20 protein-coding genes and 5 tRNA genes are annotated in these 24479 nt (G+C 39.0%); 24 read left to right on the top strand and 1 reads right to left on the bottom strand.

Going from position 1 to position 24479, the window contains the following annotated elements:
* The first annotated feature begins 25 nt into the window (after nucleotides 1-25).
* A complete protein-coding gene (locus G7092_RS13540; RefSeq protein WP_166090136.1) occupies nucleotides 26-889 on the top strand; it encodes a hypothetical protein in 864 nt (287 codons plus the stop codon).
* 12 nt (nucleotides 890-901) lie between these two features.
* Nucleotides 902-1804 (top strand): hypothetical protein, encoded by a 903-nt coding sequence (locus G7092_RS13535; protein WP_166090134.1) that lies wholly within the window; start codon nucleotides 902-904, stop codon nucleotides 1802-1804.
* 341 nt (nucleotides 1805-2145) lie between these two features.
* Here G7092_RS13535 and G7092_RS13530 read toward each other — a convergent pair whose 3' ends face one another.
* Nucleotides 2146-3900: a bifunctional lysophospholipid acyltransferase family protein/GNAT family N-acetyltransferase gene (locus G7092_RS13530; protein WP_166090132.1), complete on the bottom strand. Its 1755-nt coding sequence runs from the start codon at nucleotides 3898-3900 to the stop codon at nucleotides 2146-2148.
* A gap of 79 nt (nucleotides 3901-3979) precedes the next feature.
* On the opposite strand from G7092_RS13530, the gene G7092_RS13525 reads away from it, so the two are divergent.
* The 22 genes from G7092_RS13525 to rpoB all read left to right on the top strand — a co-directional run bounded on the left by G7092_RS13525 (nucleotide 3980) and on the right by rpoB (nucleotide 24443).
* Nucleotides 3980-4846 carry a ComEA family DNA-binding protein gene (locus G7092_RS13525; RefSeq protein ID WP_166090130.1) on the top strand — a complete coding sequence of 289 codons (867 nt, stop codon included), beginning with the start codon at nucleotides 3980-3982 and terminating at the stop codon, nucleotides 4844-4846.
* Nucleotides 4843-5370, top strand: a complete 528-nt coding sequence (locus G7092_RS13520; protein WP_166090129.1) for an adenine phosphoribosyltransferase — start codon at nucleotides 4843-4845, stop codon at nucleotides 5368-5370. Before G7092_RS13525 ends, G7092_RS13520 begins: the two co-directional genes overlap by 4 nt.
* A gap of 65 nt (nucleotides 5371-5435) precedes the next feature.
* The gene (locus tag G7092_RS13515; RefSeq protein WP_166090127.1) at nucleotides 5436-6047 is read left to right on the top strand and encodes a hypothetical protein; all 612 of its coding nucleotides are present in this window, start codon (nucleotides 5436-5438) and stop codon (nucleotides 6045-6047) included.
* Nucleotides 6048-6605: 558 nt separating this feature from the next.
* On the top strand, nucleotides 6606-7781 hold the full coding sequence (locus G7092_RS13510; protein ID WP_166090124.1) for an acyl-CoA dehydrogenase: 1176 nt from the start codon (nucleotides 6606-6608) through the stop codon (nucleotides 7779-7781).
* A 936-nt stretch (nucleotides 7782-8717) separates the two neighbouring features.
* Complete coding sequence (locus tag G7092_RS13505; RefSeq protein ID WP_166090122.1) at nucleotides 8718-11903, top strand: SusC/RagA family TonB-linked outer membrane protein; 3186 nt, start codon at nucleotides 8718-8720, stop codon at nucleotides 11901-11903.
* A gap of 15 nt (nucleotides 11904-11918) precedes the next feature.
* Nucleotides 11919-13412: a SusD/RagB family nutrient-binding outer membrane lipoprotein gene (locus G7092_RS13500; RefSeq protein ID WP_166090120.1), complete on the top strand. Its 1494-nt coding sequence runs from the start codon at nucleotides 11919-11921 to the stop codon at nucleotides 13410-13412.
* A 160-nt stretch (nucleotides 13413-13572) separates the two neighbouring features.
* Complete coding sequence (gene rpsU / locus G7092_RS13495; RefSeq protein ID WP_166090118.1) at nucleotides 13573-13764, top strand: 30S ribosomal protein S21; 192 nt, start codon at nucleotides 13573-13575, stop codon at nucleotides 13762-13764.
* Between the two features lie 48 nt (nucleotides 13765-13812).
* A complete protein-coding gene (locus tag G7092_RS13490; protein WP_317169994.1) occupies nucleotides 13813-14760 on the top strand; it encodes a tyrosine-type recombinase/integrase in 948 nt (315 codons plus the stop codon).
* A 14-nt stretch (nucleotides 14761-14774) separates the two neighbouring features.
* The gene (gene hpf, locus G7092_RS13485; RefSeq protein WP_166090116.1) at nucleotides 14775-15122 is read left to right on the top strand and encodes a ribosome hibernation-promoting factor, HPF/YfiA family; all 348 of its coding nucleotides are present in this window, start codon (nucleotides 14775-14777) and stop codon (nucleotides 15120-15122) included.
* A gap of 240 nt (nucleotides 15123-15362) precedes the next feature.
* Nucleotides 15363-15435, top strand: a tRNA-Thr gene (locus tag G7092_RS13480).
* Between the two features lie 65 nt (nucleotides 15436-15500).
* Nucleotides 15501-15581: transfer RNA gene (locus tag G7092_RS13475), tRNA-Tyr, on the top strand.
* A gap of 89 nt (nucleotides 15582-15670) precedes the next feature.
* Nucleotides 15671-15743 (top strand) — tRNA-Gly (locus tag G7092_RS13470).
* A gap of 101 nt (nucleotides 15744-15844) precedes the next feature.
* Nucleotides 15845-15916 (top strand) — tRNA-Thr (locus G7092_RS13465).
* A 68-nt stretch (nucleotides 15917-15984) separates the two neighbouring features.
* Nucleotides 15985-17172: an elongation factor Tu gene (tuf, locus tag G7092_RS13460; RefSeq protein ID WP_166090114.1), complete on the top strand. Its 1188-nt coding sequence runs from the start codon at nucleotides 15985-15987 to the stop codon at nucleotides 17170-17172.
* Between the two features lie 77 nt (nucleotides 17173-17249).
* A tRNA-Trp gene (locus G7092_RS13455) sits at nucleotides 17250-17320 on the top strand.
* A 19-nt stretch (nucleotides 17321-17339) separates the two neighbouring features.
* Entirely contained in the window at nucleotides 17340-17534 is a 195-nt protein-coding gene (secE, locus tag G7092_RS13450) for a preprotein translocase subunit SecE (RefSeq protein WP_076374892.1), read from the top strand.
* 17 nt (nucleotides 17535-17551) lie between these two features.
* Nucleotides 17552-18094, top strand: coding sequence for a transcription termination/antitermination protein NusG (gene nusG, locus G7092_RS13445; RefSeq protein WP_076374894.1), 543 nt, complete (start codon nucleotides 17552-17554; stop codon nucleotides 18092-18094).
* A 202-nt stretch (nucleotides 18095-18296) separates the two neighbouring features.
* Complete coding sequence (gene rplK / locus G7092_RS13440; RefSeq protein WP_076374896.1) at nucleotides 18297-18737, top strand: 50S ribosomal protein L11; 441 nt, start codon at nucleotides 18297-18299, stop codon at nucleotides 18735-18737.
* Nucleotides 18738-18766: 29 nt separating this feature from the next.
* Nucleotides 18767-19465: a 50S ribosomal protein L1 gene (rplA, locus tag G7092_RS13435; protein WP_166090112.1), complete on the top strand. Its 699-nt coding sequence runs from the start codon at nucleotides 18767-18769 to the stop codon at nucleotides 19463-19465.
* Between the two features lie 2 nt (nucleotides 19466-19467).
* The gene (rplJ, locus tag G7092_RS13430; RefSeq protein ID WP_166090109.1) at nucleotides 19468-19986 is read left to right on the top strand and encodes a 50S ribosomal protein L10; all 519 of its coding nucleotides are present in this window, start codon (nucleotides 19468-19470) and stop codon (nucleotides 19984-19986) included.
* A 63-nt stretch (nucleotides 19987-20049) separates the two neighbouring features.
* Nucleotides 20050-20433, top strand: coding sequence for a 50S ribosomal protein L7/L12 (gene rplL, locus G7092_RS13425; protein ID WP_090473137.1), 384 nt, complete (start codon nucleotides 20050-20052; stop codon nucleotides 20431-20433).
* Between the two features lie 206 nt (nucleotides 20434-20639).
* Nucleotides 20640-24443, top strand: a complete 3804-nt coding sequence (rpoB, locus tag G7092_RS13420; protein ID WP_166090107.1) for a DNA-directed RNA polymerase subunit beta — start codon at nucleotides 20640-20642, stop codon at nucleotides 24441-24443.
* The last annotated feature ends 36 nt before the right edge of the window (nucleotides 24444-24479 follow it).

Raw genomic sequence — 24479 nt, 5'->3', positions numbered from 1 at the left:
TTGTTATTAACCTCAAGCCTAATACATGAAAAATTATCTATTTTTAATACTGATTGGGGCTTTTTTTCTTTCTTCGTGCAGAAAAGACCATTCAAAAACCAACGACTCCTCCGGGCAAAAATTCGCTGTTAACTTTACCGTAGGTGATCTTGGAAAAGTGGCAACAAACAGCAGTAAGCTTCAAACAAACAGTGTTGCAGATACTTTTAAAAAGTATGTAAAAACACTTAGTTATCTGGTATATAGTAATGACGGATTAATACACAGGATAAATCAAGATTCTACCACAACAAACCTGGGCAATATTTCAGATTTTTTTAGCCCGGGTTCTTATACAGTGATTTTTGTAGGAAATGCAGTTGTAAATACAGGGCTGGGTTTATCTAATGATTATTTTGATGTAGCTTCCCTTCCAGATGTTTTTTATCAAAAACTTAATATAACAGTTACCAATGCGGGTATTAACCAGCAGGTTAGTTTAGACAGAGTTACCTCACAGGTTCAGATACAGGCTACTGATGTGATATCCCCCTATGTGGATAGCATCAAAGTAAGCTTTAATTATGATTATGCGGGTCTTTACGTTTCAAACCTTTCACGATATACAGAATTCACCCGGGTAATTTCGCATACGTTTAAGCCGGCAGAAAGAGGTAGCGCTAACTATAAAATAAGTACGCGTTTTTTTAATTTAACAAAGCCATTTACGGTTGCTATCTATCGCTTTCCGAGATCGATTTTTGTTTCTCCTATTGTAATAAATAACGTTACCTGCCAGTCGAACAAAATTACTTTACTTACCGGTAAAATGTTTACCAGTGATGTGGTATCGACTGGTTTTAATATCTCATTTGATCCCACCTGGAATAGTCATATCTCAAACTTTTGAAACGTTAAGGACATGAAAAATTTAAATGCATATATATTATTACTTTTACTAATAGTACTGTTTTCCTGCAAAAAGGATAAAGGTTCCGGAATAGCCAATAATAAAAAATACCTGGTCAGTTTTAAGTTGGATGGATTTAAACAACAAATTTTAGCGAGTAATAACAGCAAGTTAAATACAAACGGTGTTGTTTCTGATACGGGCTCTATAAAAGCTATGTTTGATAGTATTGGCTATGCAGTTTATACGTCCGGTACCGGTGGTAAATTGATAAATTTTAGATCATTCAGTACAAAAAGCTTTACAAATTCAATTACGGATTCATTGCTTTCCGGTACTTATGTAATAGCGTTTTATGCAGGTCAGAAAGGTCTTGTTGCCAGTCCTTCTGCAGGTGTAATATCTTATCCGTCAAATATTTGGAAGGATACTTATGCGAAAACAGTGACGGTAGCCATAACTGATAGCAATATCAATCAAACAATTACATTAGAACGGATAGTAGCAGATATTCAATTAGATATTAAGGATCCCATTCCAGCAAATGCTACCAGTTTTGTTATGACATTTTCAACCATTGGAGTAGGAAGTTATTCCATATTCAATTCCAAGGCAGCTACACAAGGGGCGCTTCCGGACCGCACTATAAATATACCGGCGTCGGCTATTGGGAAAAGCGATTTTAAATTTGATTATATAGCTTTAGGTACACCTACGATAGTTGCATTTACGCTACAAGGTTTTGCTGGAGGGCGCTTACTCGCACAGCAATATTTCCCAAACGTAAGCATACAGAAAAATCAGCAAACAATTTACACAGGTAACTTTTTTGGGGGAACGGACAGCAATAATAACGGGTTTCAAGCAAGCGTAAACCAGGTTTGGAATCCTACGCCTACTGTTGTAAATTTTTAACAATTTCCCGGACAGGTACCCTGAGGCAATACTAATTCAAATTCAGACAAAAATTTCGTATCTTTATATCGGCAAACAGCCCGGCCTCCTGAAAAGGAGAGCCGGGCTGTTTGGTTAAAGAACAAAAGAGATCAAAAAACGACCGTTTGGTATGTGGTTATTTGATAGCCAAATATTTAATACTTTTTAAACCTTTCAAAACCCATTAAAAATTTGTTAAAAAGTGTTAAAATGGGGTTAAAGCTTTGTTAAAATGGCCAAAATTCAAACGTTTTTACCCTGTTTTTGAACAGGAAAGTGTTAAAATTTAAGGTTTAAAAAGTTTTTTGAGCCATTATTAACTATAAATTTTTGCCCAGTTTTTCCAAAATATCCTGGGGTACCTTCTCCAGGTCGAGTACCAGGAAACCATCCAGGCAATCGGCAAATTTAGGGTCGATATTAAAACTGATGATCTTAGCATTAAGCGCGATGTATTGACGCAGCAACACCGGAACCTTCATATTGCGGGTTTCCACCTCAGATATCAGGTTGTCGAGCCCTTTGAAAGTATCCTCGCCGGCCATGAGCAGGTCGGTGTCTATTTTGGCAAAATCAACCTTGAATTTCTTGCGTGGTTTTACATACTGCGCCATCTCATGGTCAAAATGGTTACGATTGATGTAATCAACAATAAGCGATTTGGAGAACTTGGAGAATGAGTTACTGATACTTACCGGCCCAATAAGGTAGCGGTACCTAGGGTTATCGATCAGGAATTTTAGGATACCTTTCCACAATAGGAATAGTGGGAGAGGCTTAGCCTGGTACTCCTTACGGATCCATGAGCGGCCTAATTCGAGGCTCTTGCGCAATACCGGTGTAAACTGGGTTTTAAGTTTGAACAGTTCGGTAATATAGAATCCGTTTTTGCCAACGCTATAAAATATCTCGTCGCCCAAACCTATACGGTAAGCGCCCACGATCATTTTAGCTTCAACATCCCAGATAAACAGGTGGTGGTAGTAAATATCATATTCATCAAGGTCAATAGCCTTGTTGGTGCCTTCACCAACCTCCCTGAAGGTAATTTCGCGCAGGCGACCTATCTCCCGTATAACATTCGGGATGGTTGAAGTGGGTACAATAAATACCTCATAGTTCTTTTCGGTCCATATTCTATAATTTTCACGTAGCGGAGCTATTTCGTTCTCTAATATAGCCGAATCGATTTCAGGAGCTACAGCTTCTGGCAGGCGTTTTATTTTAAACAGGTTACGCGGGCTGAATAGCTTTTTTTCCTCTTCCAGTCCGGTACCGAGAGCGTAAGTACGGGCGCGTAAAAAGTTAAGCAGTTTAGCGCTATTATTATGATCGGGAATATCCTCTACATTAATAGGCTTGCCAATGCGTAATTTAATAGTGTGGCCGTGTTTATTAAACAACTCCGATGGTAATTTGGCCGTACGAAGTGCAGGATGTATCAGGCTAAGCAAATTAAACAGCAAGCCATTATTGCCATGAAAATATATAGGCACAACAGGCACTTTAGCTTTAGCTATTATCTTACCCACAACCGGATGCCAGAGGCGATCAGTTACCTGCTTTTGCTCAACTTTAAAGGTGGATACTTCGCCTGCCGGAAAAATACCGATAGGAGTACCGTTGTTCAAAAGCTCCAAGGTGTTTTTTAAGCCGCTGATACTTGACGAATGCTCTACATTTTCAAAAGGGTTAACAGCTATAAAATAATCGCTCAGATTAGGTATCTTTTTGAGCAGGAAATTGGCCATCAATTTAGCATCGGGCCTTACCATGCATAATATTTTTAAAAGTACCATGCCCTCAATACCACCATAAGGGTGATTGGCTATGGCAACAAAGGCACCGGTTTTGGGTATGTTGCGTAACTCGCGTTCGTCAAATTCAATATCAATACCGCAACCCTCTAAAATGGCGTCAACAAAATCGGGGCCTTCTTTGGGTTGGGCCTGCGCAAACAGTTCATTGACCTGGTTAATTTTCATGAGTTCCATCAATAAAGCGGCCAGGCCCGGCATTTTCAACTTATCCAGTTTGGTGGCTTTGGCAAACTCTTCGGTGGTTATTACTTTCATTTTTTATAAAAAGGGTGTTTTAATTAACTTATAAATATCCTGAAAATTTATTTATTTTAACAATCGATAAACGCTATAAATGAAGCCATATTTTAAAAACTACCTGTCTGTAACCAAAAAAGAGTGGAACGGTATGGTGGTGTTTATTATTTTAATAGCCTTGATTTTAGCAGCGCCTTATGTTTATCAAACAATCCGCAAAGATAATATAATAAATTTTAATGAGTTTGACAAAGCCGTTGCCCTGCTAAGTAAGGGTAAAAAAGCAAGTTCAACAAGTGGCTCCTGGGCTAATGAATCGAAAATAGCTAATGCAGTACTTTTTACGTTTAATCCCAATGAATTATCTGATGCAGGGTGGCAAAAATTAGGTTTGAGTGAACGTCAGATCAAGGTGATCAAAAATTATGAGGAAAAAGGAGGGCGGTTTTATACCAAGTCCGATGTGAAAAAAATATACTCCATTACCGATGCCGACTATCAGCGATTAGAACCGTATATTAACATACCGGATACCTATCATCGAACCGAAAAAGCTGCACCAGGTGAAGTAATTGAGGTGAATAGTGCCGACTCTGCCAAATTAACCCGCATCAGAGGGATAGGACCTGCGTTTGCTATGCGTATTATCAGATACCGGGAACGCGTTGGTGGTTTTTATAATAAAGAGCAATTGAAGGAGGTGTTTGGTATTGATGAAGCTAAATATACCGAGATAAAAGGTGGTATCACTGTAGATAACAAACATATTACCAGAATGAATGTGAACGCAGCTTCTTTGAATGAACTCAGGCGTTTTCCGTATTTAAGTTTTAAACAGGCCAATGCCATATTAGAATACCACAATCAGCATGGTGATTATGCATCAATTGACGATATGAAAAATATTGCCATACTTGATGACGGAATTTTGCGTAAAATTGAACCATATTTACTTTTTAAATGATAACCCAGCAAATAAAGTCTGCCATTCGTGATATTCCCGATTTTCCGAAACCCGGAATTGTTTTTAAAGATATAACCCCCATACTGAAAGACCCTGTTTTGTGCGATAGCATTGTTAATGCTTTTGTTGAGCAATTAAAAGGTAAACGGATAGATGTGATAGCCGGAATTGAAAGCCGGGGGTTCTTGTTCGGACTTACACTCGCTACCAAATTGGGTGTACCCTTCGTGCCGATACGGAAAGCCGGTAAATTACCTTTCACCATTAAACAAAAGGCGTATAAGCTGGAGTATGGTACGGCTATTATCGAATGTCATACCGATGCTTTTGAACCCGGGCAGCATGTATTGATCCATGACGATTTGCTGGCAACCGGTGGTACAGTAACCGCCGCGAGTGAACTGATCAAAGAAATGGGCTGCGAAATAGCGGGTTTCTCGTTTGTGGTTGAGCTGGGCTTTTTAGAGGGCCGCAAACGGATTGCATCTATCAGTGACACATTGGTGGTATTGGCCGAGTATTAAGTGCATAAGTGGTTGTTATTTAGTTTTTTGATTACTCGCAATAGTTATTTAAATAAACCAGTCACATGAGCATAAAAGTAAATATTAAAGCAACCTGGGGTTTTATTGGGCTCAGTGTGTTTTGTCTAATAATTGGTTTGGCTTACTTTATGCTCATGGTTAATGCAGTGCAGGTGAATACGTCTGTACTTTACGCAGTTTACTTTTTTTCGTTTATTGCTGTAGTTACTACCTATGCTTATCTGATTGGTGTTTTAAAATATGTTCATGAAAGCAGTTCCATAATAACAGCGTTTATTGTAGCATTAATATATAATATCATTAGGTTTGCTTTGCCCTTTTTACTGGGTAAGCAATCAAATCCCACGATTGAACTGTATTTTAATTACCTTTTTGTTATCATCATCCGGGCTTATGTATTGATCAACATTTTCAGGATCAGGAACCCGATATTAGCCTATCCTTTTAGATTGTTTGGAATAATATCGTTATCGGTAATTGTGTTAAAGATAATATCTCCTTTTTTACATTTGCCCGAAAAGCTTTTAGGGAAGATTTTTAACTTATTGGAATTACTTCCATTGGCAGCAGTCATTTTTATCTTATTTAAGGTGATTAAGCTTTTAAACTCCGAAAAGAAGGCTCCAGGTTTATTTACTATGGATAAGTCATTATAGGCTTTAGATACATTCTTTGCGTTAAGGATTGAAACGGGTACCGGCCAGTGCTTAAGGCCCGTGCAGTATGAGTGTAAAGCCTGGCCGCAGGCAACGCCCTTATATATTTTTACATGCATTCATAAACATGACCTATTTTGCTAAAAAGTGGGTTTACATGGTTTACACTTTTTATGGTTTGTATTGACTTAAATAATTGATAATCAGTTATTTTGTTTGAATTTGTAGTGAAAAAGTGTAAACCATGATTTGTCCTGTTTTAAACCCCTCAGAGGCTTCTGCAGGGTACCTCGGAAGACCTTTTGATCTCAATATTGGAAATTCAGAATTCATTATTCGATATTACTCCTCTTTTCCTTCGGGTTATATCAGCAAAAGCAATAATTTGTTAAATTCTGAAAAATAATTTCTGTCTTTCTTTTTGCCTCAAAAATAACCCTATTTCAACTAAACCTATAATTTATACCAGATACCAATTTGTACTTCTTTTCGACCCATATCCGGGGCAAACTATCTTGATAATTAATCCGTTACTTTGCTAATAACCAATTATAAAACATGGATTCTTTATTAACAGACAGCCCGGTAGGGTTTGATTTTTCTATTAGCGATAACCAGCGAATGGTAGGTGAGATGGCCAGGGATTTTGCCGAAAAAAATATCAGGCCATTTGTGGCCGAATGGGACGAGGCGCAACATTTTCCGCTTGAATTATTTAAACAAATGGGCGAACTGGGTATGATGGGCGTTGTTGTACCTGAACAATATGGCGGCTCGGGCTTTGGCTATGCCGAATATGTAACCGTGATATCTGAAATAGCCAGGGTATGCGGGTCGATAGGTCTGTCATTAGCTGCACATAACTCTTTATGTACCGGTCATATACTGGCTTTTGGTAACGAGGAGCAAAAACAAAAATGGCTGCCCAAACTGGCCACTGCCGAATGGTTGGGCGCTTGGGGACTTACCGAAGCGAATACCGGATCTGATGCCATGGGTATGGCGACTACCGCGATATTGGATGGTGATCATTATGTAGTGAATGGTTCAAAAAACTTTATTACCCACGGCAAATCGGGTAATGTGGCCGTAGTAATGGTGCGGACAGGTGAAAAGGGTGATTCAAAAGGTATCTCGGCCCTTGTTATTGAAAAAGGTACGCCAGGTTTTACCCATGGCAAAAAGGAAAACAAAATGGGTATGCGTGCCTCGGAAACAACCGAGCTTATATTTGATAATTGCCGCGTACCCAAAGAAAATCTACTGGGTAAGCAGGGCGAAGGTTTTAAACAGGCCATGACCATATTGGATGGCGGGCGTATTTCTATAGCTGCCTTATCCTTAGGTATTGCCAAAGGAGCGTTTGACGCCGCGGTGGCTTACTCTAAAGAACGTAAACAGTTTGGTCAGGCTATCAGTAATTTTCAGGGCATATCTTTCAAACTGGCTGATATGGCTACTGAAATAGAAGCAGCTGAACTTTTGGTGATGCAGGCGGCCGACCTGAAAACCAGGCATCTGCCGGTAACCAAACAATCGGCTATGGCTAAGTATTATGCATCGGAGGTAGCAGTGCGTACGGCTAATGAAGCTGTACAGATATTTGGTGGATACGGCTATATCAAGGATTTTCCGGTAGAAAAATACTATCGTGATGCCAAGCTATGTACCATAGGGGAGGGCACATCCGAAATACAAAAGATCGTGATCAGCAGGGAAGTGTTGAGAGGGTAACGGTGTAATTTGCTCTTACTTGTAGGTTATTTTAAATGTCTGTTTGTCAGTAGGTTGTGGCTTGTCATGCTTGCTGACAAATTGACAATATTTACACTCTGATGACTAACCGAAAAAGAATTCGGATAATTCCAGGATTTGATTTAACAAGAAAATGCAAAATTGATCATTGCTTAATGACCGATGCCATTAAATTGCAAAACCAATTTTTAACTTTTTGATTTTAAGTGGTTTTGGATGTTCTGGCAGATTTATCCGGCATAAATACCAGTGTTTTTTAATAAATCAAGAATTATTACTGTTGAAAATCAGTTTTTTGTCAGCTCTTATCGAAAATTAGCTTTAAAATTTAATAGTCTGCTCTTTTTTTGATTGTTTTGGAAACTTCAGCAAAATCTAAAAAATACACAATTTTTTGATCGGAATAACTTTTTGGCTATGGCATGTTTTTAGCCGCAAGCCATGCAGAAAAGAGTTAAATATTAATCAAAAAAATTAAAGTTATGTTAGTTGTATTAGAAGTTGTTGCCTTTTTAGCTGTTATTATATTACCATTGATCCCGGCAAAAAAAGTTGCAAAATAAGTAAAAGTATATTTCAATAAAACAAGAAAAGGATGGGTTTTCCCATCCTTTTCTTGTTTTATATTTCTACGAATTAATCTCTGTATAACTGATAGTTATAAAAATAAAGGGAGAAAATACCTCGCGTATTTTCTCCCTTTTTAATTAACTAAATTAACTGTCTTATTATTAACTGAATGAATCAGTAATACGGTTAGAACGAACAAAAAAATAATTTGTTTTTCAATTATTGAAAATAATAGTTGATTATAGTTAAAAAAATGTTTGTAAAAGAAATGTTACATCTTTTGGTTTGTTTTTTTGACCAGCGTAAGTAGTTTTACCGGCTTAACTATTAACTAATTTCTTTTCTATGGAAAAAAGAATACTCCTCGTTTTGTGCTGTATGTTATTGGCTGTTACACAGCTTTTTGCGCAAAGCCGAACCATTACTGGTACAGTAACGGCTAAAGAAGATGGGTTACCCTTGCCTGGCGTAACCGTAAAAGTAAAAGGAACAAGTGCCGGTACCCAAACCGGTGTCAACGGTAAGTTTTCCTTAAATGCTCCTCCTAATGCAATTTTATCATTTAGTTTTATTGGTTATGCCACCCAGGATGTTCCGGTGGGTAGCAACAGTCAACTAAATGTTGTTTTGGTATCATCAAGCAATGGCTTAAATGAAGTAATTGTAACGGCCCTTGGTATCTCACGCCAACAAAAATCATTGGGTTATGCTGCTCAGGCAGTTAAAGGCGATGATTTAACGGTAACCAAGCAATCCGATTTAAATACTGCTCTGGCGGGTAAAATTGCAGGTGTGCAGGTGTTGGGCGGATCTGGTGCTAAATTTGGAACCTCAACTATCCGTATTCGTGGTGTTAACTCCCTATCAGGTGGTAACCCAATTTATGTGGTGAATGGTGTTGTTACAGATCCTAATGCTGTTAATAATGACGATATTGAGTCATTAACGGTTTTGAAAGGTCCGGCAGCAACAGCATTATATGGCCAGCGTGCATCTGAAGGAGCTGTGGTTATTACACTCAAAAAAGGTGTTGATAAAGGCGTTGGTGTTTCATTTAATCAATCAACTACTTTTGAAAAGGTATATCAATTACCAGCATATCAGAATGAATATGGCGGCGGTACAAGTTTAAATTGGAATACCTATACTTATCAGCCGGGAATTTCTCCGGCTTCAAATGCCAATTTTAATGGGGTTAAATATTATAACTACGGTGTTGATGAAAGTTGGGGTCCCAAACTTGATGGTACACTGTATGCCCCCTGGTATTTTTGGGATCCAACAAATCCAGACTACGGAAAATTAAAACCATTTGTTGCCCAGCCTAATAATGTGCGCGATTTTTATAGAACCGGTGTTACTTATAATACCAATGCTGCATTTTCTAAAGCCGCAGATAATTATAATTTCCGCGTATCTTATACCAATATTGACCGTACGGGTATTACACCCAATAGCGATCAAAAACGTAACAACGTTGGTTTGAATGGTGAATTGAAGTTAACTAAAAAGTTTACAGTAAGCGCTAACTTTAACTTCTCGCAAATTAATTCGAACAATATTCCGCAAGAAGGTTACGGAACACAAACTGCCGGTTCATTTAGCCAGTGGTTTCATAGGGATATTGAAATCGATCAGTTAAAAAAGTATCAAAGAGCTGATGGAACCTATACTGCCTGGAATATAATTAGTCCGGATGATTTGTCTCCTCACTATTGGGATAACCCTTATACAGAAGCTTACGTCAATACTTCTAAATCCAATAGCAACCGGATATATGGAAACATTACTGCATCCTATCAATTCACAAAGGATCTATCATTCTCTATAATTGCAAGAGAGGATCTTTTGAACAGAGATGATAATTCACGCGTTGGATCGGGTACAGTAAACGTCGACTATTATTCTCAAAGTCAGTATACCTACAAAGAGAATAATTATGTAGCGAATTTAGCATACAATCATATTTTTGGTGATTTGTCATTAAAAGCTGGTTTATATGCCGAAACCCGTCAGGATCGCTATCTGTATACAAGTGGTAACACTAACGGTGGTTTAGCCGTTCCGGAGTTATATACTCTTGGCAATTCAATTGATGCGCCAACAGCATTAAGTTATAATGCTTTAAGCCGGGTAAACAGTTATTATGGATTTACCTCATTTGGCTATAAGGACTTTTTATATTTGGATTTGAACATACGCAATGATATTTCTTCAACATTGCCAATAAACAATAATTCATATTGGTATGGTGGTGCTTCCGGATCATTTGTTTTTACAGAGTTGATGCCTAAAAATGATGTATTTACTTTTGGTAAGTTAAGGCTGTCTGCGGCTAAAACAGGCTCCGATGCTCAGCCATATCAGGTTTACCGTACTTTTGATCTGAGTACAACTCCTCATGGCGGTGATCCGATACAGACGGTACCCAATACCCTGACAAACCCAAACTTGAAACCAACCCTTTCTACTGCTTATGAAATAGGTACAGAGCTGCATTTTATAAAAGACAGAATTAAGTTTGATTTCAACTATTATACACGTAATACTAAAGATCAGATATTACCATTGCCGGTTAATGGTACTTCCGGATACTCTACTGCTATAGTCAATGCCGGCGAAATCAAAAATCATGGTATCGAAATAAGTCTGGGCGGTACTCCGGTTAAATCAAAAGATTTTATTTGGACTGCTGATTTTAACATTGCGTTTAACCGCAACAAGGTTATCTCAATTTACCCTGGTGTAAATAGTTTACAAGTTACACCCGATGGTTTAGGCGGTTACGGAATATCTGGCGGTAACCAGACCGCAGGTGCAAAAAGCTTTGGATTTGTTGGCTCACCAAGCTTTGGCGTTAATGGTGTAGTTGGCAGTTCTTATGGCCAGATAATTGGTTCTGGTTTTACCCGCGATAAAAATGGGAATATCATAGTTGACGATACAGGCATGCCAATTGTAAATAACAATGTTAATTTAGGTAGTATGCTGCCAAGCTATACCGGTGGTTTCACAAACTCTTTTAACTATAAAGGCTTTACGCTTGCTTTTTCTCTTGATTTTCAGAAAGGTGGTAAGTTCGTATCAGTTACCGAGCAAAACTTAAATGGTTCAGGCCTGGGTGCTGAAACTGTTGGTAATAATGCCAAAGGTAATCCGGTTCGTAACGCTGTAGCAGACGGCGGTGGTACCTTGGTACAAGGTGTACATGCTGATGGTACTCCTAATACTACCTATGTAGAAACACGGTCGTTATATGAACAGGTATACAGCCAAATATGGGAAAAATGGACTTATGATGCTTCATATGTTAAATTAAGGGAAGTAAGTATAGGTTACACATTCCCTAAAAAAATGTTGGCTAAAACTCCATTTCAAACAGCTTATTTTGGTATAACCTCTCAAAACCCATGGATGATCTACTCTAAAGTTAAAGGTGTTGACCCGTCGCAACTGCAAACTTCTTTTTATGAAGGCGGGCAGTTACCAAACACAAGAAACTTAGGGTTTAACATTAAGCTAACCTTCTAATAAGCTCAAAAAATCATGAAAAAAATATCTATAATAAGTAAATATATCATTGGGGCTGGTGTAATCATCCTGGCTTCATGTAAAGTGGGAGGCGATGTTAATGTTAACCCCAATCAATCACCAAACGCGCAGGGTGGCTATTTGTTAAATAGTGCGATACAGTTTTTAGGTGGTGTAAATGGCGCGGGTGCTACTACCAACATTAATTCTTTTGCTGGTGAATTATATTCTCAGTATATGTCCGAAACGTTTTACACCAATGAATCATTGTTTGCATTAAAACAATATGATTATCAAACGTATTATACAGGACCTTTAAAAGATCTGCAATCGGTTATCGATGTGAATACAAATGCTGCTACCAAAAATCAGTCAACTACATTAAGATACGGTTCAAACAATAATCAGATAGCGGCAGCAAGGATACTTAAAGCATTTATCTTCTTGACAATAACCGATAGGTGGGGCGATATTCCTTATTCTCAGGCATTACAGGCAGATGCAAATTTCTCTCCGGCTTTTGACGCTCAGAAAGATGTATACACCGCTTTAATGAAAGAGTTGGATGATGCCCAAAATCAATTTGATGATAAAGGTGCACTGTCAAGTGACATTTTGTTTAACGGGGATAATAATAAATGGAAGCATTGGGCGAATTCTTTACATGCTATTATGGCATTAAGACTATCAAAGGTTGATCCAACAACCGGGCGAGCCGAATTTGCAAAGGCAGTAACAGCTGGTTTGATGGTATCAAATACCGATAATGCATCATATACTTATCTGGCTGCCCAAACAAATGAAAATCCATATTTTACTAATTACCGCAATCGTTATGATTATGCCGTAAGTAGTTTGGTAGTTAATACACTTACTACCCTTAATGACCCGCGCTTAACGGTTTATGTAGCGCCAACAGCAACCAACACTTACGTTGGTTTGCCTTATGGTACTTTTGGTGATGCTCTGAATGATTATAATGCAGGTACAAGAGATAATCCAGGCAATGTGTCATTAATAGGTTTAGCTGTATCAAATCAAAGTTCACCAACCGTATGGACCTCATATGCGCAAGTATTATTTACTGAAGCGGAGGCCGCACATTTAGGATGGATACCAGGAGGAGATGGTGCTGCTGCCGATTTTTATAATAAAGGAGTAACTGCTTCTTTAGCTCAGAATGGCGTAAGTGATGCCGACTCACAGACGTATTTAAATCAGGCTTCCATAAAGTTCGCTGTGGGTACTGCGATGGAGCAAATACACACCCAAAAATGGATTGCCGGATTTTTAGGAGACGGATGGGAGTCATGGGCCGAGTATCGCAGAACAGGCTTACCTAAACTGCTCGATCCGGTACCAGGATCATTAAGCCCGGGCCAGAATATTCCGCGTAGACAACAGTACCCTCAAACAGAGATCGACTTGAACAAAGCTAACTATAACGCTGTAGTGGCTCGTCAAGGTCCTGACGCGCTTAATACCAGGGTATATTGGGATAAACAATAGTATGAGTTTCTGTAACGAACAAAGGCTGCCTCAGGCAGCCTTTGTTCGTTACAGACCATAAATTAAAACAGGTAGATACTAAAAAAATATGCATCTTATTTGATTTTCAAATAATTGTGCTTACCTTTGACCCTCCTTGAAAGGAGGTATTTTAGGAATTATGATCATTATCAACGTAAAAGAAGGCGAATCATTAGATAAAGCATTGAAACGCTTCAAGAAAAAATTTGAGAAAACAGGTGTGTTGAGAGAGCTTCGCAGCCGTCAGGCATTCGAGAAAAAATCTGTAACTCGTCGTCATGTTGTTAAACATGCTATCTACAAGCAAGGTATGAATCAAGAAACTGTTTAATTCTTGTAAAAGAATTTTTCAAATTTCTTAACACTATATTAAAACTATTTGTACATTCAATCTCTGGATGTTCAAATAGTTTTTATGTTTTTAGAGCGTTTTATCCAATATATTAAGTTCGAAAAGCGATACTCTCCCCACACGGTATCTGCTTATAAATCGGACCTGGATCAGTTTATGCGCTTTTTAAACAATGCGGATGAGACTGGTCATATTCCGGAGCCTATTATTACCCATCCTAATCAGATAAGCTATCAGGACATCCGTAACTGGATGGTTGAACTCATGGGGCAAAAAATCATTGCCCGTTCCGTAAACCGCAAAATGGCCACGCTGCGTAAGTACTTTAAATTTTTATTGCAGGAGGGCATCATTAATGATAATCCCACATCCAAAATAAGGTCGCAAAAAACGCCCAAGAACCTGCCTGTGGTTGTTGAAGATGCCCGTTTGACCCAAATGCTGGATGATAACGAAATATTTACAAACGATTTTATAGGCCAGCGGGATAAGCTGGTTGTTGAAATGTTGTTTGGCACCGGTATGCGCCTGGCCGAGTTGCTGGGGCTTAAGGATCAGGATATTAATGAATATGAGGGTACGTTAAAGGTTTTAGGTAAACGAAACAAAGAACGCATTATACCGGTGAACACGGAACTGCGCACCCTGCTGGGTAAATACCTGGAGTTAAAGAAAAATCAAAATTTTGATAACAATTCGGTAACATTAATCGTTACAAATAAAGGAGCTGATGCTTATCCGAAACTAATATATTTAATAGTGCATAAATACCTATCCAACATATCAACCCAGGATAAAAAGAGCCCTCACGTACTCAGGCATACGTTTGCAACAAGTTTGCTCAACAACGGAGCCGATTTAAATTCGATAAAAGAACTTTTGGGCCATGCTAATTTAAGCGCAACCCAAATTTACACACACAATTCAGTTGAAAGATTAAAGTCTATTTACAAACAAGCCCATCCAAAGGCGTAATTCAAGGAGGAAACATGAAAATTACAGTGCAATCAATTCATTTTACCGCAGACAAAAAATTATTAGATTTTATTCAAAAAAAGGCAGATAAGCTGGATACGTTTTATGATCAGATAATTAGCGGGGAAGTTTATTTAAAACTGGAAAATGTAGAAGATGAGGCAAATAAAATAACGGAGATAAAATTGTTGCTCCCGGGTAACCAGATTTTTGCAAAAGAGAAGTGCAAAAGTTTTGAAGAGGCTACAGACTTGGCCATTGAAAGCCTTCGTAAGCAGATAGAAAAGCATAAACAGAAGAAAACTATTGCCGACACCGCCGCCAAAAAGGCTATGTTGATGACGGCTGAAGACGATTTATAGTATAAAAAAGCCCTTTTTTAGGCAAAAATCGACGAGTTTTCCACTCGTCGATTTTTTTTGATAAAAAATTTTGCAGGGGTTTAATTTTTTGTAGATTTGCAATCCCTTTCAGAGAGGTGCTAAGCACTGAAAAAAAAGTTGGGATTGTTCTTTAAAATATAAAAAAGCTTATTAGTTTTGCCGCTCTCAATTTTGAAACCTCTTAAGGGTTATAAAATAAGAAAAGGTAAATAAATATAAGCCTCCTTAGCTCAGCTGGTAGAGCGACTGACTTGTAATCAGTAGGTCATTGGTTCGATCCCGATAGGAGGCTCAGTTTTTTTCGGATTGAAGTGTTTAGCTTCAACTTTGGACATTTTAAATCCGGAATTAACTAATGGGGGGATACCAGAGCGGTCAAATGGGACGGACTGTAAATCCGTTGCTTCGGCTACGAAGGTTCGAATCCTTCTCCCCCCACACCTTAATGAGTGGATTGTTGAATTAGTGAATTATAGAATGATTTTTAAATCATCCAATCACTAACTCGATAATTCACTCATTTAATTGCGGAAGTAGCTCAGTTGGTAGAGCGATAGCCTTCCAAGCTATAGGTCGCGAGTTCGAACCTCGTCTTCCGCTCGGGAATTAATTAATGAGTTATTGAATTGCTGAGTTAGTGATTGAGTAGAGGTTTTAAAATTCAATAGTTCACTAAACCATTAATTCGATAATTAAAATAAGCCGACGTAGCTCAGGGGTAGAGCACTTCCTTGGTAAGGAAGAGGTCATGGGTTCAAATCCCATTGTTGGCTCAATAAAACAAAGAGTAAAACAGAATACATTTTTAAGTATAAATTAACCTACAAAATAATTATAAATCATGGCAAAAGAAAAGTTTGACCGCAGTAAACCGCACTTAAACATCGGTACAATCGGTCACGTTGACCACGGCAAAACAACCCTTACTGCAGCTATCACTAAAGTATTAGCTGATGCAGGTTTATCAGAAGCTCGTTCATTTGATTCAATTGACTCAGCTCCTGAAGAAAAAGAGCGTGGTATCACCATTAATACAGCACACGTTGAGTATTCAACAGCTAACCGTCACTATGCACACGTTGACTGTCCAGGTCACGCGGATTACGTGAAAAACATGGTTACTGGTGCTGCTCAGATGGATGGTGCAATCATTGTTGTTGCTGCTACTGACGGTCCGATGCCACAAACCCGCGAGCACATCCTGTTAGCACGTCAGGTAGGTGTACCTGCACTTGTTGTATTTATGAACAAGGTTGACATGGTTGATGATCCGGAATTATTAGAATTAGTAGAAATGGAAATTCGTGAATTATTATCATTCTACGAATATCCAGGTGATGATATCCCAGTTATCCAGGGTTCTGCATTAGGTGGTCTTAACGGCGATCCTACCTGGGTTGGTAAAATCATGGAGTTGATGGATGCTGTAGATAGCTACATCCCTATCCCTCCACGTTTAACTGAGCTTCCTTTCTTAATGCCGGTTGAAGACGTATTCTCAATCACTGGTCGTGGTACTGTTGCTACCGGTCGTATTGAGCGTGGTGTAATCAACTCTGGTGAAGCTGTTGATATTTTAGGTATGGGTGCTGAGAACTTAAAATCAACCGTAACAGGTGTTGAGATGTTCCGCAAAATCCTTGACCGTGGTGAAGCTGGTGACAACGTAGGTTTATTGTTACGTGGTATTGAAAAAACTGATATCCGTCGTGGTATGGTTATTTGCAAACCAGGTTCAGTAACTCCACACACTGACTTTAAAGCAGAAGTTTACGTATTATCAAAAGCAGAAGGTGGCCGTCACACTCCATTCTTCAATAAATACCGCCCGCAATTCTATTTCCGTACAACTGACGTAACTGGTGAGATTTCACTGGCCGAAGGTGTAGAAATGGTTATGCCAGGTGATAACGTTACCATCACTGTAAAATTGATCAACGCTATCGCTATGGAAAAAGGCTTACGTTTCGCTATCCGTGAAGGTGGCAGAACTGTAGGTGCTGGCCAGGTAACTGAAATTTTGAAATAAAAATTTCAAAAAGGTTAATTGGAAACATAAGTTTGACTGTAAAAAGCAAACTTATGTTTTCTTATTATAAAATATACACGGGAATAGTTCAATGGTAGAATAGAGGTCTCCAAAACCTTTGATCAGGGTTCGAATCCTTGTTCCCGTGCATAAGCAAACAATAAAAAATGGCAGGCGTAGCTGAATATATTAAAGAATCATACATCGAGTTAACTCAAAAAGTAACTTGGCCAACCTGGCGCGAATTGCAAAGCAGTGCTATATTGGTGCTGGTTGCTGCAATTATCATAGCGTTAGTTATTGTAGGTATGGACCAGATCATTAATTATTTGCTTGGTATATTTTATCATTCACTAACATAACATCAAGGGAGATAACGATGAGTGATCAATTGAAATGGTATGTAGTTAGGGCCATCAGTGGTAAAGAAAAGAAGGTTAAACAATACATAGATGCCGAAATTAGTCGTTTGGGCATTACGCATTTAGTACCACAGGTATTAATACCTACCGAAAAGTACTATCAAATGCGCGACGGAAAGAAAATAGCCAAAGAGCGTAATTATTTTCCGGGTTATGTACTGATGGAAGCTGTGCTTGACGGTGAAACCGAACACATCATCAAAAATATAAACAGTGTGATAGGTTTTTTAGGCGATAAAGCCGGAAATGCTATTCCATTGCGCCAGGCCGAAGTTAACCGTATTTTAGGTAAGGTTGATGAAATGAGTGCTCAGGGCGAAACAATGAATGTGCCTTATTACATTGGCGAGAATGTTAAAGTTATGGACGGTCCGTTCAATGGCTTTAGCGGTGTGATAGAAGAGGTTAACGAAGAGAAAAAGAAACTGAAGGTGATGGTAAAGATATTCGGGCGTCGTACGCCGCTTGAATTGAATTACATGCAGGTAGAAAAAGAATAGTTTGTTTAATCATGTGCTTTGAGTTGGAAGCTCAATCCCTGGCATGATAAACTTACGTAATGAATATTAAAAGAAAGAAGTTTAAGTATTAAGTTAGAGTTAAAAACTTTGAACTGATCGCTGAAAACTTACAACTATAAAAATCTTAAATGTTACTTAGCTTCCACTTACTAACATTGAGTTATAATTAAAGTAAATTAAAATGGCAAAAGAAATCGGTGCGATGGTAAAGCTGCAGGTAAAAGGCGGCGCTGCAAACCCATCACCTCCAATTGGACCTGCTTTAGGTGCAAAAGGGGTGAATATCATGGAGTTTTGCAAGCAGTTTAATGCACGTACCCAGGACAAACCTGGTAAGGTGTTGCCTGTTTTGATTACTGTTTACGTTGATAAATCTTTCGATTTTATCATTAAAACCCCTCCGGTTGCAATCCAGTTATTGGAAGCAACAGGATTAAAAAGTGGTTCAGCAGAGCCCAACCGTAAAAAGGTTGCCAATGTAAATTGGGAACAGGTTGAAACTATTGCTAAAGATAAAATGGTGGATCTAAACGCATTCACAGTTGAATCAGCCATGAAAATGGTGGCAGGTACTGCCCGTAGTATGGGAATAACCGTATCAGGTACGGCTCCCTGGAATTAATTAATTTATATTAAAATCAGTTTAAGACAGTGGCTAGATTAACAAAAAATCAGAAAGTGGCACTCTCCAAAATTGAGGCTAACAAATCGTATTCATTACAGGATGCGTCATCTTTAGTAAAGGAATTAACCCTTACCAAATTTGATTCATCAGTTGATATAGACGTTCGTTTAGGTGTTGACCCGCGTAAAGCCAATCAAATGGTACGTGGTATTGCAACATTACCTCATGGAACCGGTAAAACTGTACGTGTACTGGTGCTTTGTACTCCTGACAAGGAACAAGAAGCAAAAGACGCGGGTGCAGATTACGTAGGTTTGGATGATTATATTGCCAAGATTGAAGGTGGATGGACTGATGTTGATATTATCATCACTATGCCAAGTGTTATGGCTAAAGTTGGTCGTTTGGGTCGTATATTAGGTCCACGTAACTTGATGCCTAACCCTAAATCAGGAACAGTAACTCCAGAAGTTGGAAAAGCTGTAACTGACGTAAAAGGTGGTAAAATCGACTTCAAAGTTGATAAAACAGGTATTATCCATGCCTCAATAGGAAAAGCATCTTTCTCTGCAGATAAAATTTATGAGAATGCATTAGAAGTATTGCAAACTATCTCAAAATTAAAACCATCTGCAGCTAAAGGAACATATTTCAAGAGTATCCATATCTCTTCAACTATGTCGCCAGGAATTGAAATTGAAACCAAAACAGTAGCGGGGATTTAATCATGAATAAAGAAGAAAAATACGATCTTGTTCTTGCCCTTACTGAGCAAATGAAAGAATACGGTAATTTTTATATCACCGATACTTCTGATTTGACGGTTGCAAAGATCAATGACATTCGTCGCAAATGTTTCGACAGCGACATCAAAATGCAGGTAGCAAAAAATAGCTTGATTAAAAAAGCTATGGAAGCTGCAGGCGGCGACTTTAGCCCGATATATGATGTATTAAAAGGTTCTTCATCAATCCTTTTCTCTAAATCAGCAACTGCTCCGGCAAAGCTGATCAAACAATTGAGAAAAGCAGGTGACAAACCAGTTTTAAAAGCAGCATATATTGATTCATCAGTGTTTATTGGCGACAACCAGATCGATACATTGATCAAGTTGAAATCAAAAGAACAACTGATTGGCGAGATAATAGGATTACTACAATCACCTGCCAAAAACGTTATTTCTGCATTACAATCAGGCGGAAATACTATTGCAGGCCTTGTAAAAACATTACAGGAAAGAGGTTAACGAACACCTTATTAAAGTTCGATATTAACAAACAAAAAGCATTAAAAGTAAAATTTAAATAAAATGGCGGATTTAAAAGCGTTTGCTGAACAGTTGGTAAACTTAACAGTAAAAGAAGTAAACGAATTAGCTCAGATCTTAAAAGATGAGTATGGTATTGAACCTGCTGCTGCAGCTGTAGCTGTTGCTGCTGCTCCTGCTGGTGGCGATGATGCCCCTGCTGCTGCAGCAGAACAAACTGCATTTGACGTTATCCTGAAAGAAGCAGGTGGCTCAAAATTAGCAGTTGTTAAATTAGTAAAAGACTTAACTGGCTTAGGTTTGAAAGAAGCTAAAGATCTTGTTGACGGCGCACCAAAAGAATTAAAAACTGGTGTAACTAAAGAAGAAGCTCAATCTTTGAAAACTCAATTAGAAGAAGCTGGAGCAGTAGTTGAGGTTAAATAAGTTAACCCAATAAAAATATAGCATCAGACTCCGACCTATTTTGGTCGGGGTCTATTGCTGTTTATATATAATAGACTTGAGATATTAGATTTGAGATTTGGGATTTTTTGCAGGATATAGCTTGTGAAATTTTTTTGGTCTCAATACTTACGTCTCATATCTCACTTCTAAATACAGGTTTATTAATAAACTAAAATTATAATACCTTGGCAAACAACAATAATCAAAGAGTAAACTTTGCAACCAGCAGAAAGGTACTTGATTACCCTGATTTCCTGGATGTGCAGTTACAATCTTTCCAGGAATTTTTTCAATTGGAAACCACCTCAGACAACCGTTATAAAGAAGGTTTGTTTAAAGTGTTTGCTGAAAATTTTCCGATATCGGACTCAAGAAACATCTTTGTTTTAGAATTTCTTGATTACTTTATTGATCCGCCACGTTACGATATACAAGAGTGTATTGAGCGCGGATTAACCTACAGTGTGCCTTTAAAAGCCAAGCTTCGCCTTTCATGTAATGATGAGGAGCACGAAGATTTTGAAACTATTGTACAGGACGTGTACCTGGGAACTATCCCATACATGACCCCTAAAGGTACATTTGTTATAAATGGTGCTGAGCGCGTAATTGTATCTCAGTTACACCGTTCACCAGGTGTGTTCTTTGGCCAAAGCCGCCACACCAACGGTACAAAATTATACTCTGCCCGTGTTATACCTTTTAAAGGTTCATGGATTGAGTTTGCTACAGACGTTAACAACGTGATGTATGCTTACATTGACCGTAAAAAGAAATTCCCGGTTACTACATTGCTTCGCGCGATTGGTTACGATTCTGATAAAGATATATTAGAATTGTTTGAACTGGCCGACGAAGTAAAAGTGAGCAAATCTGGTCTGAAGAAATTCATTGGCCGTAAGCTTGCTGCAAGGGTGCTTAAAAAATGGGTTGAAGATTTCGTGGATGAGGATACCGGTGAAGTGGTTTCTATCGACCGTAATGAGATCATCCTTGAGCGTGAAACCGTATTGGAAGACGATCATATTGATATGATCATCGACGCGGGTGTTAAAACCATCATCCTGAACAAGGAAGATGCGGCCACCAGCGGTGATTATACTATTATATACAATACCTTACAGAAAGATACTTCGAACTCGGAGAAAGAAGCGGTTGAGCACATCTACCGTCAATTACGTAACGCTGAACCACCTGATGAAGAAACAGCTCGTGGTATCATCGATCGTTTATTCTTCTCTGATAAAAGATATGACCTGGGTGATGTAGGTCGTTACCGCATCAACCGTAAGTTGAAACTGAATACCTCTGATGAAACAAAGGTATTAACCAAGCAGGATATCATTGCCATTGTTAAGTACCTGATCAAACTGATCAACTCTAAAGCTGAGGTGGATGATATTGACCACTTGTCAAACCGTCGTGTTCGTACAGTGGGTGAGCAGTTATATGCTCAGTTTGGTGTTGGTTTGGCACGTATGGCACGTACTATACGTGAGCGTATGAACATCCGTGATAACGAGGTGTTTACCCCAACCGACCTGATCAACGCACGTACATTATCATCAGTGATCAACTCGTTCTTCGGAACAAACCAGTTATCACAGTTCATGGACCAAACCAATCCACTGGCAGAGATCACGCACAAGCGTCGTCTGTCAGCCCTTGGGCCCGGTGGTCTGTCACGTGAGCGTGCCGGTTTCGAGGTTCGTGACGTACACTACACCCACTACGGTAGGTTGTGTACTATTGAAACCCCGGAAGGACCGAACATTGGTTTGATATCATCACTTTGCGTACACGCTAAGATCAACAACTTAGGCTTTATCGAAACTCCATACAAACGTGTGGTTGAAGGTAAGGTACAGGTTGAAGAGCCAGTTATCTATTTATCTGCAGAAGATGAGGACGGTAAAACTATTGGTCAGGCTAATGCCCATTATGATGATAAAGGTGTGTTTGCATTGCCAAAAGTAAAAGCACGTTTTGAAGGTGACTTCCCGATCATTGAGCCGGAAAGACTCGATTTGATGGATATCGCTCCAAACCAGATCACTTCTATAGCGGCTTCATTAATTCCGTTCCTGGAACATGATGATGCTAACCGTGCATTGATGGGATCGAACATGCAACGCCAGGCCGTACCATTGTTACGCCCTGAAGCGCCAATTGTTGGAACCGGACTGGAAGGACGTGTGGCAAAAGATTCACGTACACTGATCAACGCCGAAGGCGATGGTGTTGTGGAATATGTTGATGCCAACGAGATCCGTATTAAATATGACCGTGATGAGCTTGACCGTTTGGTTTCATTTGATGGCGATTCAAAAAGCTATCGTTTAACCAAATTCAAAAAAACCAACCAAAGCACCACCATGAACCTGAAGCCGATTGTTAAAAAAGGCCAAAGAGTATCAAAAGGTGAAGTTCTTTGCGAAGGTTACGCTACTCAGAATGGTGAGCTTGCATTGGGCCGTAACTTAAAAGTGGCGTTCATGCCTTGGCAGGGATATAACTTTGAGGATGCGATCGTAATATCTGAGCGTGTAGTTTCACAGGATATTTTCACTTCACTTCACGTTGAAGAGTTTGAGCTGGAAGTACGTGATACCAAACGTGGTGAAGAGGAATTGACACCAGATATCCCTAACGTATCAGAAGAAGCTACTAAAGATCTTGACGAAGACGGTATTATCCGTGTTGGTGCCGAGGTTAAAGAAGGCGATATCCTGATTGGTAAGATCACTCCAAAAGGGGAATCAGATCCGTCACCGGAAGAAAAACTGTTACGTGCCATATTTGGTGATAAAGCAGGCGACGTTAAAGATGCGTCACTGAAAACTCCACCATCTATTGCAGGTGTTGTTATTGATACCAAATTGTTCAGCCGTGCTAAAAAGACCTCTAAGGCCGAAGAAAAAGCACAGTTGGAGAAACTGGATACTAAACACGAAAGAGCTGTAAAAGAACTTAAAAACACTTTGATCGAAAAGTTATTTGAGATCGTGAATGGTAAAACATCACAAGGTGTTTACAACATTTACAAAGAGCTTTTAGTACCAAAAGGTGTAAAATTCACCCAGAAAATTTTAGTTGAGCTTAATTACGAAAACATTAACCCAACTAAATGGACAACTGATGATGATAAAAACGATCAGATCAAGCTTTTACTTCATAACTATAACATCAAAGTTAATGAGGAATTAGGAGCTTACCGTCGTGATAAATTCGCTATCAGTGTGGGTGATGAGCTTCCATCAGGTATCGTACAAATGGCTAAAGTTTACATCGCTAAAAAGCGTAAGCTTAAAGTAGGTGATAAAATGGCCGGTCGTCACGGTAACAAAGGTATCGTAGCACGTATTGTACGTGACGAGGATATGCCTTTCCTGGAGGATGGAACACCGGTTGATATTGTGTTGAACCCACTGGGTGTACCTTCACGTATGAACCTGGGCCAGATCTATGAAACCGTATTAGGCTGGGCCGGTAAAGAGCTTGGTATTAAATTCGCTACCCCGATTTTTGATGGTGCAAGCCATGAAGAAGTGGAAGAGTGGGTTAAAAAAGCAAACTTACCAGAATCAGGTCGTACCTATTTATACAATGGCTTAACAGGCGACCGTTTTGACCAGCAAACTACAGTAGGTATTATATACATGCTGAAACTGGGTCACATGGTTGATGATAAGATGCACGCACGTTCTATCGGGCCATACTCATTAATTACACAACAACCATTGGGTGGTAAAGCTCAATTTGGTGGTCAGCGTTTTGGTGAGATGGAGGTTTGGGCACTTGAAGCATTCGGTGCATCAAACATACTGCAGGAAATATTGACCGTTAAATCGGATGATGTTATCGGCCGTGCCAAAACTTACGAGGCTATTGTTAAAGGTGAAAACCTGCCAACACCATCAGTTCCTGAATCATTCAACGTATTGGTTCATGAATTAAGAGGTTTAGGTTTAGATATCACGTTAGAATAATTAGTGATTTAGTGAGTTAGTGAATTAGTGATTGAA

The sequence above is a fragment of the Mucilaginibacter inviolabilis genome, assembly GCF_011089895.1.
Lineage (GTDB): Bacteria > Bacteroidota > Bacteroidia > Sphingobacteriales > Sphingobacteriaceae > Mucilaginibacter > Mucilaginibacter inviolabilis.
Note: the sequence above shows the minus strand (reverse complement) of the source record. Positions and strands in the feature narration are given on the sequence as shown.